Source organism: Lentzea jiangxiensis (assembly GCF_900104175.1).
GTDB classification, from domain to species: Bacteria; Actinomycetota; Actinomycetes; order Mycobacteriales; family Pseudonocardiaceae; genus Lentzea; species Lentzea jiangxiensis.
The window spans coordinates 93,805-104,643 of the sequence record NZ_FNIX01000019.1; the positions used below are offsets into that span (position 1 = coordinate 93,805).

The 10,839-nt window shown below is 69.7% G+C and carries 11 protein-coding genes; 3 read left to right on the top strand and 8 right to left on the bottom strand.

The window, feature by feature from the left end:
• Positions 1-2 precede the first annotated feature (2 nt).
• The 4 genes from BLQ91_RS32885 to BLQ91_RS32900 all read right to left on the bottom strand — a co-directional run bounded on the left by BLQ91_RS32885 (position 3) and on the right by BLQ91_RS32900 (position 3,389).
• Complete coding sequence (locus BLQ91_RS32885) at positions 3-785, bottom strand: ABC transporter permease (RefSeq protein ID WP_245733997.1); 783 nt, start codon at positions 783-785, stop codon at positions 3-5.
• Entirely contained in the window at positions 773-1,690 is a 918-nt protein-coding gene (locus tag BLQ91_RS32890) for an ABC transporter permease (protein WP_245733999.1), read from the bottom strand. Before BLQ91_RS32890 ends, BLQ91_RS32885 begins: the two co-directional genes overlap by 13 nt.
• The gene (locus BLQ91_RS32895) at positions 1,687-2,808 is read right to left on the bottom strand and encodes an ABC transporter substrate-binding protein (protein ID WP_245734001.1); all 1,122 of its coding nucleotides are present in this window, start codon (positions 2,806-2,808) and stop codon (positions 1,687-1,689) included. Before BLQ91_RS32895 ends, BLQ91_RS32890 begins: the two co-directional genes overlap by 4 nt.
• Before the next feature lie 89 nt (positions 2,809-2,897).
• Entirely contained in the window at positions 2,898-3,389 is a 492-nt protein-coding gene (locus BLQ91_RS32900; RefSeq protein WP_090103268.1) for an HAD domain-containing protein, read from the bottom strand.
• Positions 3,390-3,436: 47 nt separating this feature from the next.
• On the opposite strand from BLQ91_RS32900, the gene BLQ91_RS32905 reads away from it, so the two are divergent.
• The gene (locus tag BLQ91_RS32905) at positions 3,437-3,838 is read left to right on the top strand and encodes a PPOX class F420-dependent oxidoreductase (RefSeq protein WP_090103270.1); all 402 of its coding nucleotides are present in this window, start codon (positions 3,437-3,439) and stop codon (positions 3,836-3,838) included.
• Here the strand turns inward: BLQ91_RS32905 and BLQ91_RS32910 are convergent.
• A complete protein-coding gene (locus BLQ91_RS32910) occupies positions 3,833-4,756 on the bottom strand; it encodes a hypothetical protein (RefSeq protein ID WP_090103272.1) in 924 nt (307 codons plus the stop codon). The two genes, BLQ91_RS32905 and BLQ91_RS32910, sit on opposite strands and share 6 nt — an antisense overlap.
• Before the next feature lie 88 nt (positions 4,757-4,844).
• Positions 4,845-5,417, bottom strand: coding sequence for a vWA domain-containing protein (locus BLQ91_RS32915; protein ID WP_090103273.1), 573 nt, complete (start codon positions 5,415-5,417; stop codon positions 4,845-4,847).
• A gap of 150 nt (positions 5,418-5,567) precedes the next feature.
• On the opposite strand from BLQ91_RS32915, the gene BLQ91_RS32920 reads away from it, so the two are divergent.
• Positions 5,568-8,456 (top strand): AfsR/SARP family transcriptional regulator, encoded by a 2,889-nt coding sequence (locus BLQ91_RS32920; protein ID WP_245734002.1) that lies wholly within the window; start codon positions 5,568-5,570, stop codon positions 8,454-8,456.
• On the opposite strand, the gene BLQ91_RS32925 is transcribed toward BLQ91_RS32920, so the two are convergent.
• On the bottom strand, positions 8,447-9,649 hold the full coding sequence (locus tag BLQ91_RS32925) for a helix-turn-helix domain-containing protein (RefSeq protein WP_090103275.1): 1,203 nt from the start codon (positions 9,647-9,649) through the stop codon (positions 8,447-8,449). The two genes, BLQ91_RS32920 and BLQ91_RS32925, sit on opposite strands and share 10 nt — an antisense overlap.
• A 107-nt stretch (positions 9,650-9,756) precedes the next feature.
• Positions 9,757-9,936, bottom strand: coding sequence for a hypothetical protein (locus BLQ91_RS32930; RefSeq protein WP_090103277.1), 180 nt, complete (start codon positions 9,934-9,936; stop codon positions 9,757-9,759).
• A 220-nt stretch (positions 9,937-10,156) separates the two neighbouring features.
• Here BLQ91_RS32930 and BLQ91_RS32935 point away from each other — a divergent pair, with 220 nt between their 5' ends.
• Positions 10,157-10,804, top strand: a complete 648-nt coding sequence (locus BLQ91_RS32935) for a hypothetical protein (protein ID WP_090103279.1) — start codon at positions 10,157-10,159, stop codon at positions 10,802-10,804.
• The last annotated feature ends 35 nt before the right edge of the window (positions 10,805-10,839 follow it).

Sequence of the window (10,839 nt, forward strand, 5' to 3'; positions counted from 1 at the left end):
TGTTACTCCTCGACCACGGTCTGACGGCGCCGCTGGCCGACATAGGAGAGTGCGAACAGCAGGACGAACGCGAAGACCAGGCACAGCAGCGACACCGCGATCGAGACGCCCGCGTTGCGCTTGCCGAGCAGGTTGACCTGGACCTGCAGCGTGTCGAAGTTGAGCAGCGACGCGATGGTGAACTCCCCGAGCACCAGCGCCACGCTCAGCAGCGAGGCACCGATGAGCGCCACGCGGATGTTCGGCATCACGACCTTCCACAGCACCGTGAGCCACGACGCCCCGAGGCTGCGCGCGGCTTCGGCGAGCGTCTTCAGGTCGATCGCGGCGAGTCCGGCGTCGATCGCGCGGTAGGCGAACGGCAGCACGAGGATCGTGTACGCGAACGTGAGCGTCAGCGCCGAGTCGCCGAGGAAGTAGTTCACCCACGCGTAGAGCGGCGCCATGCCGACCACGAGCACGATCGCGGGAATCGCGAGCGGTAGCAGGCACAGGAACTCCACGAGCCGCTGCAGCCGCGGGAGGCGCAACCGGATCCACGCCATCGTCGGCACGAGCAGCACCAGCATCAGCACCGCGCTCGTGACCGACAGCAGCAGCGAGTTGACGAGCGCCTCCATGAGGCCTTCGTCGTCGACGATGGAAGTCCACGACGCGAGGCTGCGGGTGTTGTTCCTGCCGCGCGTCGAGAACTCCGCCATCGCGATCAGCGGCAGGACGAAGTAGACGCCGAGGACCAGCAGGACGACCGTGCGCAGGACGCGTTGCCTGACTAGCGGACCCACTTGGCCACCCTTCGCTGCAGCAGCACGTTGACACCCATCGCGACGCTGACGACGACCACCATGCCGAGGCCCAGCGCCTTGCCGAGGTTCTCCTGCCCCAGCACGACCTCGCCGGTGAGGAACCCGCGGATCTGCAGCGGCACGATCGGGCTGCCCTGCGAGACGAGGGCGGCGGCCGTGGCGTAAGCGCTGAAGGCGTTGGCGAACAACAACAGCAGCGCGCCGAGGAACGGTGGCGTGAGGATCGGTCCGCCGACGTGGCGCCAGTAGGTCCAGCTCGTGCCGCCGAGGCTCGCGTTCGCCTCGCGCCACTGCGGCCGCAGCCCGTCCAGTGCCGGCAGGAACACGATGACCATCAACGGGATCTGGAAGAACGTGTAGACGAGCGTCAGGCCGGGCAGCTCGAACAACCACGCGCTGCCCGCGAACAGGTCGATGCCGGCGTTGTCACGCAGGAACTTCGTGACGAGACCTTCGAAGCCGACCGTCGCGAGGAACGCGAAGGCCAGCGGCACGCCACCGAACTGGGCGAGCACACCGCTGCCCGCGACGACGACCCGGCGCAGCACGCCGTCCGGGTTGCCGACCGCAATCGCCCACGTGAGCAGCGCGCCGAAGAGCGCGCCGATCAGCGCCGTGAGCGCGGAGAGCTCGATGCTGCGCACGAAGGCGTCGAAGACGACGCCCGTGAACAGGGTCTCGAGGTTGGCGAGTGTGAACGCGCCGTTCGAGTCCTGGAACGCCCCGACCAGCACGAGGGCCGTGGGGTAGACGAGGAAGGTGCCGGCGAACGCGAGGAACGGCACCGCGACGAGCCAGGCGGCCGCGGACGGCCGACCGGCGGCCCCACCCTTGATCTCGGTGGAACCGCCGGGCGTCGTCGCTACGGGAGCGACCGAGGTCATCCGATGGCCTGCGCCCAGGTCGCGGTCAGGACGGCCTTGGCCTTGTCGGCCTGGGCCTGCGTCTGGAACACCTGCTTGCCGTCGGTCTTCGGCAGCTTGTCCTTCGCGGCCTTGTCCGCCTTGTCGCCCATCTTGTCGAGGCGCACCGGGCGGGACATGCCCTGCAGGTACAGGTTCTGGCCCTCGTCGGAGTAGAGGAACTCCTGCCACAGGCGCGCGGCCGCGGGGTGCGGCGCGTCCTTGTTGACGGCCTGGTTGTAGTAGCCGCCGATCTGCGCCTCGGCCGGGACGACGACCTTCCAGTCGAGCTTGCCCTTGAGCTTGTCGGTCTGGGCGGCGTTGGTGTAGTCCCAGTCGATGACGACCGGCGTCTGGCCGGACTCGATCGTCGCGGGCGACGGGTCGACCGGCTGGAAGTTGCCGGCCTGCTTGAGCTGCTTGAAGAACTCGACACCGGGCGCGATGTCGTCGGCCGAGCCACCGTTGCCGAGCGAGGCCATGACCACGCCCGCGAACGCCGCACCGGCCTCCGTCGGGTTGCCGTTGAGCGCGACCTTGCCCTTGTACTCGGGCTTGAGCAGGTCCTTCACGCTGGTCGGCGCCGGCACCTTCGCGGCGTCGTAGCCGATCGACATGAAGCCGCCGTAGTCGCCGTAGTACAGGCCGTCCGCGTCCTTGAGCTCCGCGGGGATGTCGTCCCAGGTGCTGACCTTGTAGGGGGCGAACAGGTCCTTGTTGGCCAGCGCCACGTTCAGCCCGAGGTCGAACACGTCCGGCGCGCGGTCGTTGCCCTTGAGCTGCTTGGCGGCGTTGATCTCCTCCTGGCTCGACGCGTCGGGCTGCGCGGAGTCGACCTCGATCCCGTACTTGGCCTCGAACGCCTCGATGATCTTGCCGTAGTTCGCCCAGTCCGGGGGCAGCGCGATGACGTTGAGCTTGCCCTCCTTCTTGGCGGCCTCGACCAGCTTGTCCACACCGCCGAACTCGCTCGCGGACTTGGCCGTCCCCGCGGCGCCGGTCTGCGTCTCCTTGGCGGGCGGGGCACCGCAGGCGGCCACCGCCAGCACCAACGCGCCGACACCGATGAGTTTCGTGGTGACGTTCCCTCGCTTCAGCACAGGCGGAGGATTCGCGCGCATCGCTTTCGTTGTCAAGCCAACCGCGCCGGTTGAGACCTTCTCGACTCCAACCGTGAATTCTCGGCGCCCTACGGGTTGCGGCCGAATGCTTCCCGAGCCTCGTCCAGGTGCCGCGCCGAGATCCCGGTCCCCGGATCGACGTGGATGAGCGCGGTGGTCAGGTGCCGTCGCTTGTGGACGAACTCCTCCCGGCGCGCCGGGTGCAGCCCGAAGTCGTCGTCGAACCAGACGAGCGGCCGTTCGTGGGCGTACCGGGCGACCGCGGGGTACTTCCAGCCGTGCGCGTCGTGGAACTCGACCACCTTGAGCGGCGGCAACCCCAGCCGCGGCCCGATCTCGGCATTCGCGCGGTGCAGCCAGCTCGACGCCCACGCCAGCTCGGCGCCGGTCTCCTCCGCCAGCCGCTTCAGTTGGTCACCGTGTCCCGGATCGAGCCAGACGCGCAACCTGCGCCGCCACCCGACCTTGATGTCGAACGGCCGGTAGTTCGCCGGCTTCGGGGTGCCCGCCCAGGGGTTGAGCGGGCCGTCGACGTCGAGCAGCACAAGTGGGCGCACCACACCAGCATCCCTGGTCTAATCCGCCGGCGGCTGTTCGTATAGGTGGCATGTTCACCGACGAAGAGCTCGCCTACCTGAGCTCCCAGCCCCTGGCCCGCCTCGCCACGGTCGACGAGGACGGCCAGCCCGACGTCGTGCCCCTGGCGTTCGAGTACGACGGCACCCACTTCTGGGTCGGCGGCGTGGGCGAGCAGGTCCTGCGCACCCGCAAGTTCCGCAACATCACCGCGGGCCGCCGCAAGGTGTCGCTGGTGATCGACGACCTGCCGTCGCTCACCCCCTTCGTGGCCCGCGCGATCCGCGTCTACGGCACGGCGGACGACCCGGTCGAGCGGGTGGGGCTCGTCGGGCCCGGCCTCTACTGCCGGATCACGCCGACGCGGGCTTGGGCGTGGAACATGGCGGGCGAGCCGGCGGGCGAGACCTGGTACGAGCCCCGCAGGTCATGACGCCCGGCGTGCCGAGCAGACGGCCGAGCCTTCCCACCTCACTCCGTAGAGCAGGCCGGGCAGCAGCCGCCGGAACCTCAGGTGGACCTCCCCCGCCCGGTCCACCGCCTGCTGCATCCCGGCCGGCTCCACGTCGGAGCGCTGCAGCACCCCGTCGAACGTCCGCACGAACCGCCTGCGGTCGTGTTCGAACCTGACTCGCAGGTCGAACAGCTCGCACGGCCGTTTGGGCACGTGCAGCACACACGGGTGCATGGCCTCGCGGTTCGGCAGCCGGTAGCGGACGGTGAAGTCGTGGGTGTCACCGCGCCTCAGCGGCTCGGCCGGGACGAGCGTGAAACCCGGGCGGTCCACGCGGTTCTCCAAGGTCCCGCCGTACAGCAGGTGCACGTCCACGTCCCGCCGGCGCACCGGGAACACCGACGTGAAATCCAGCGAGTCCACCCCGTCCTGGTCGACGACGATCTGGTAGCGCTCCAGCACCTCCGGCTGCCCCTGGTCCAGCACCACGGCGACGCTGAGCTCCGCGGTGTGCCAGCCCCCGTCCACTCGGCTGGTGGTCGTGGCCGCCAGCTCGGCGAGTTGCTCGACCGCCTCGTCGACGCGGCGGCGCACCGTGCGGGAGTCGCGGTCGATCTCCGCCGCGACCCAGCTGACCCTCTCCTGGTAGAGCGGGTGCCGGACCTCGGGGATGAGGCCGAACGCGGCCCGTGCCGCGAGCTGGAGGTCCTCCGGGAGCTGCTCGACCAGCTCGGTGAGCCTCACGACCAGCTTCTGCCGGGCGGCCCCCGGCCCGTCGGCCCTGGTGATCCCGCAGGCGACGGCGATCCCGGTGCCGATCTTGTCCACGATCCGTCCCGTGTGCACGCCCCGTCCCTTTCGGAGGGTCTTCAGTTCCCGGACCAGGTCCGTCGTCATCTCGCGATCTCCTCCCTCGCTCGCTCACGTGCGGCGTAGGAAGGTTGCGTCGGGCATGTGGACGAGAAGTGGACACGCCGTGGATCGGTCACACGTGCTCCGGTCTCAGCGCGGTCCGCGCCACCGACGAGGCGAGCGCGACCCCCAGGCGCACGCCGTCCCGGCCCAGGAAGACCCGCGACGTGCCGATGCGGTCGAGCGCCGTCTGATCGACGGCCCCGACCCCGAACGCGATCATCTCGGGACACGACGTCGTGGCGGTGAGACGGGCCAGCGCGGCGGGCCACGCCTGGTCGGTCGCCCTGCCGTCGGAGACGAAGAAGAGGACCGGACGGCGGACCGGGATGCGCTGTGCCTTCAGGTCTTCGACATCGCTCTCGATCGTGGTGCGCACGAGGGTGAACGCGGAGCCGAAGTCGGAGCCGGGTTCCAGGCGCGGCCTGATCACGGCGGCCCGGTCGAGCGCGGGCAGCAACGGCCGCACGACCGTCGGGCTCTCCGCGAAGACGACCACGCAGAGCCGAACCTGCGCGGCCGGCCGCCGATCCGCGTGCACCACACCGCGGAACTCGCGCACACCCGCGTTCACCTCGTCGATGTGGCCGCTCATCGACAACGACACGTCACACACCAGGTAGCACGGCAACACGTCCGGAACCATCCGTCTCCCCTCAGCACCCGACCGCCACGGGAGCCACCGTTACCGGATCGCGTTGATCAAACGTGGACAAAAAGCTGATTCGCTGACACACCAACGGCGCCTTGTACGACATTCCATCCGGATGAAGGCTCGGACACCTAGGAGGACGGCGTGGAATTCCGGATGCTGGGGCCGCTGGAAGCGTGGCACGGAGACACCTCCGTGCCCCTGGGTGACCTGCAGCAACGGTTCATCCTCGTCGTGCTCCTGTTGAACGCGAACAAACCCGTGTCAGCTGAACGGATCACCGAGGTCGTGTGGCCCGACCAGCCCGAACGCCGAACGCTGGTCCGCGGCTACATCAACAAGTTGCGCAAGGCGTTCGAGCCGACCGGCACGTCGATCGAGACGACGGCGACCGGGTACGTGCTGCGCGTCGAGGAGGACGACATCGACATCGTCCGCTTCGACCGGTTGCGTGGGGAAGCCGCCCAGGCTCAGCAGGACAACGACCAGCGCAAAGCCATCGATCGGCTGCGCGAGGCGGTGGCGCTGTGGCGCGGCCGGTTCCTGGAGGACATCGACATCGACAGGGTCGGTGGCGCCGACGTCTTCATCCCCGACGAGACCTACCACGACGCGCTGGGCGACCTGGCGGAACTGGAGCTGGTGACGGGCGACCACAGGTCGGCCCGGGACCGGATGCGCCGCGCGGTCCGCACTTCCCCGGACAACCAGAAGTACGCGGAGTTCCTGATGCGGGCGTTGATCGCGGATGGCGACCAGGCCGGCGCGATCAGGGCGTTCGACACCGCGGCCCAAGCCCTGGCCGAGTCCGGCATCGAACCCGGAACGGTGCTGCGCAACCTCGCGGAACGCGCGCGGCGCGGTGAACCGGTCAGCTCGCTGCCGTCACGTCCCGGTGGGTTCACCGGCCGTTCCGAGGAACTTGTCAAGATCGAGGCGGCCGCCGCCGGCTCCGACGAACGCCGCGCGGTGTGGATCAGCGGTGCCCACGGCACCGGCAAGACCGGCTTGGCCGTCGAGGCCGCACACCGCCTGCGCCACCGGTTCCCGGACGGCCAGCTCATGGTGCGGCTCAACGGTTTCACGCCGAACGTGGCGCCGATGTCCGTGTCGGACGCCCTGACCCAGCTGCTCACCGAGCTGGGCGTGCCCGCCGAGCAGATCCCGGACACGGTGGGCCGCAAGGCGACGCTCTACCAAACCCACCTCTACGGAACGAAAACGCTGGTGGTGCTGGACAACGCGGCGTCACCCGACCAGGTCCGGCCGTTGCTGCCGGAGACCCCCGAGTGCTTCGCCGTCGTGACGAGCAGGAGGATGGGCGAGCCGGACATCACCGAGCACGTCCGCCTGGCACCGATGCCACCCGCCGACGCGTCGGCACTGTTCCAGCGGCTCACCGGGCAGGCCCGTGTGCGCGGCAGGGCGGCGGAGGTGGCGGGACTGGTCAAGCGCTGCGGATACCTCCCGGTGTCGATCACCATCGCGGCGGCGTTGCTGCGCAAGCACGACCGGTGGTCGCTCGACCACCTGCTCGGCCGGATGGACGACAGCGGGGCGTGGCGGGAGGACGGGGCGGCCATCCACGCCTCCTACCGCGAGCTCGACGTCCACCAGCAACGGGTCTTCCGGTTGTTCGGGCACCTGCCGGGACCTGACGTCGACGTCGTCGGCGCGGCAGCCCTCATCGGAAGCGACATCGCCACCGCCCGCAAGCTCCTCGACGACCTGCACGAGGTCTGCCTGCTCGAAGAGGTCGCGCCGGACCGCTACCAGATGCTCGACTCCATCAAGGAGTACGCCGCTCTCGAACCACGGGACTTGGCCGCCGTCACGCGTCTGCTGGACTTCTACCTGGTGACGCTGGCGAACGCGGTGAGCGTCGCCCACCCGTTCGACCGCACCGTCCAACCACCGGTGGACCGTGAGAGCCCGCTCAGCCGCACGTTCTCCAGCCAGGACCCGGCGCTGGCGTGGATCACAGCCGAGCGCGACAACCTGATGGCCGCCATCCGGCAGGCCGAGCCGGACCACGCGTGGCGACTGGCGGCGTTGATCTGGCGGCACTTCAACACCGCGAACCGGTTCGACGACTGGATCGACGCCGTGAAGTCCGTGCGGGTGGACGACGACTTCGGCCGCGCGCACCTGCTGTCCCGGCTCTCCACCGCGAACGACCGGTGCGGCCGGCACGCCGAGGCACTCGACCTTGCCGAACAGGCGTTGGCGCTCTTCACCCGCCTGGGCGATGTCCCTGGCGAGGCCGCGGCCCTGTGCGCGATCGCCGTGTCCACGATGCAACTCGGGGCGCACGACGAAGCGGCACGCCACTACGAGGCGGCGCTGACGAAATACGAGCAGGTCGGGGATCTGCGCGGCCAGGGCCACGCGCTGAGCCTGCTCGGCTACCTCAACGAACAGCACGGCAGGTATGCCGTCGCCGTGCGGCAGCACGAAGCCTCCGCCCGGATCATGCGGGAGATCGGGCACCTGCAGGGACTCGCTCACGCGCTCAACAACCTCGGCGCGAACCGGCAGCACCTCGGGATGATCGACGAGGCCATCCCCGACCACCTGGAGGCGCACGAGATCGCGCTCGAGCTCGGTGACTCCTGCGTGGCGGCCTACGCGTTGACCAACATCGCCGACGCGCACCGGCTCGCGGGCAGGATTCCCGAAGCGGTGCACCACCACGACCTGGCGGCGAGGGCGGCCACCGGGCTGGCGGACGCGGAACTCCAGGCGAGGCTCTTCCGCGATCGGGCCGCCACGGAGACCGACCGCGGCGACCTGCGTGCGGCGTTGCGGCTCTACCAGTCGTTGCTGGACGTGGCCGGCGGCACCGGCAACCGCACGCACGAGTCGTACGGTGAGATCGGCGCCGCACGCACGATGCACGCCCTGGGCAGGCACGCGGACGCTGTGCCGCACTGGAACGCGGCGGAGGCTGTGTACCGCGAACTCGACCAGCCCGAAGCCGACGAGGTGCGGCTCGAGCGTGCGGTGTTGACCTGCGCGTGCGGTCAGCGGTGAGCCAGCAGCCGCTTCAGGTCGGGGTAGACCTCGCGCACCGCACCGTGGTTGTGCCACCTGCCCAAGGTTCTGGCGAGCTGGCGCAGGTCCGTGCGGACCGTCGCGGAGTCGACGTGCGCCACGTCGTCCAGCGTCTGCACGAGCGTCCGGCAGCTCTCGTCGACCTCGCCCGACAACGCGTGGGCGAGCGACCGCCGGATGCCGAACCGGGCCCGGCTGCGGCGTGACGTGGCCGGCACCAGGGCGAGTTGGCCGCCCAGCACTTCGGCGGCTCGCGCGTTGAGCCCGAGATCGGCGAGCGACCAGCCCCTGGCCAGTTCCAGCGGGTCCGGGACACTCGACCCGAGCGCGGGGTAGGGGCTGTCGGGTGGGACGGACTCCATCCGCTGTGCGGCGAGGTCGAAGGCCCGTTCCGCGGCACCGCGGTCTCCCGCGAGTGCGTGCCCCTGCGCCTCACGCCGTGCGGCCAGGGCGAGAACGCGAGAACCCGCCTGCCCGATCCACTGCGCCTGCTGGGCGAGGTTGACCGTGGTGGCCGCATCCTGGCGGTAGAGCGCGAGACCCGCTTCCCGCACGAACGCGTAGCTCGCGATGTCCGCGTCGCCCGCCGCGCGCGCGAGCTCGGAGGAGTGCCTGGTCCACCACAGGGCCCGCTGCTCGTCGCCCGCTTCCTGGCACATCCAGCCGGTGTACTCGGCGATCCGCGCGGCGAGCCGGAGCAACCGGGTCCCCACCGGGCCGGCGTTCTCCCGCGCCATGCCGTGCACCGTGTGCTGCAGCGCTTGCAACGGTTCGAGGACCACCTGGGGGCTGGTGCGCAGACCGAGCCCTTGCAGCTGTTCGAACGAGGTGCGCATGCCGGCGATCACGTGCTCGTCCGGCACCGGCCGCCGTCCGCTGCCGGTGAGCGCGCCGACGCCGAGCATCGTTCCGGCCACGAGCACCTGACGCCGGCCGAGCGCCTGGCCGTCGTGGGAGGACGGTCCGACGTGCAGGGCTGCCTCGACCAACCGGCCACCGACGTCCAGCACGCCGTCGCAGAGCCGGGCCACCGTGGGCGTCGGCGGTTTGAGGTCGTTCTCGATCTTGCTGAGATAACCCTTGCTGTAGTGGATCAGCTTGGCCAACTGTCCCATCGACAGTCCTGCCGCGACGCGATGTGCTCGCAGCAACTCACCAAAAGTTTCGGCCACGATTTGCCTCCCGCTCCGGCGTGAGCCGAGTACACCATCACCAACCGTTGGATCGCAATCGCCCCGGCCGTTTCCGAGAAATGGCCGGGGCGCTCATTCGTGCTAGCTCACCCGTGCCACGGGTTGCCGCCGCCCTGCTGGTTTTCCGTGGTCGTGGTCGTGGTGGGAGGCGGCGGCGGGGTGTCGTCGGCGTTCGCCACGACACCGCCGGAAACGGAAGCAGCGACCGCGATCGCGGTCAGCAGAGTGGCGGTACCCGCGGCGAAAGTGGACACGATTTTGGACATGGCGAATCCTCCGAAGGGATCGGATTTGTTTTTCGGATTTCGCCCGCTCTCCGGCGGGCTCCCTTCGAGCATTCGTCTTCGAAAAGCGCGGAACCAGGTGTTTCCCGTTGCCCACCGAGGTGGTCAACACGTCCACTCCTCATCCACTTCTGGTCAACACCGGGCGTGGATGCTGCGCGCACCCGGCCGCCGGCCGGGGAGTCACAACAAGGAGGTTGGAGTGACCGAATCCGCGAGCTACGACATCGCCGTGTCGTTCACCGAGGAGCAGCGCGCCGTGGTGGACGAGGTGGTCGAGGCGTGCCGCCAGCGCGGCCTGACCGTGCTGGAGAGCAACGACCTCCCCGAGGCGGAGGTGCGCTTCCTCGTGCCGTTCGTGTCCGGTGAGGACGAGGTGAAGACGAACGACGAGCACGTGCTGCCGGTGCTGACCGGTGAGAACGCCACGTCCTCAGCACACCTGCGCGCGGACGAGCACCTCGTCGACACCCTGGTCGCGCGCGTCGAGGCCGCCGAGACCGCAGGACGTCGCAGGGTTCCCGTCGCCGACCTCGTGACCGCGCTCAAGCAGCCGGAGCCGGAACCCGAGGTCGCTGTTCAGGACAACAACCCCCTGCGCACCCTGGCCGAGCAGTTCGCCGCCGCGTCGCCGGCACTCGCCAAGCGCGGCCTCGCCGGCACGATGCACCTCGGCGACACCACGGTCGCGGTGCGCGTCGAGCGCGCGGAGGACGCGGTCTACGCCGTGGAGGTGCGCAACGACGGCGTCAACGACGACATCGTGAACTTCGTCGTCATCGGCGGCTCGACCGACCAGTTCTCCACGCTGTGGCACCGCATCGAGGGCATGCTGACCGCGACCGCGTGACGCGAAAAGGGCGGTGTCCCCCTTCGGGGGGACAC

Bases quoted from the DNA above. Each gene is read 5' to 3' on its own strand.
- BLQ91_RS32890 (WP_245733999.1), bottom strand. From the start codon at position 1,690: ATGACCTCGGTCGCTCCCGTAGCGACGACGCCCGGCGGTTCCACCGAG.
- BLQ91_RS32905 (WP_090103270.1), top strand. From the start codon at position 3,437: ATGTTCACCGACGAAGAGCTCGCCTACCTGAGCTCCCAGCCCCTGGCC.
- BLQ91_RS32910 (WP_090103272.1), bottom strand. From the start codon at position 4,756: ATGACGACGGACCTGGTCCGGGAACTGAAGACCCTCCGAAAGGGACGG.
- BLQ91_RS32915 (WP_090103273.1), bottom strand. From the start codon at position 5,417: ATGGTTCCGGACGTGTTGCCGTGCTACCTGGTGTGTGACGTGTCGTTG.
- BLQ91_RS32930 (WP_090103277.1), bottom strand. From the start codon at position 9,936: ATGTCCAAAATCGTGTCCACTTTCGCCGCGGGTACCGCCACTCTGCTG.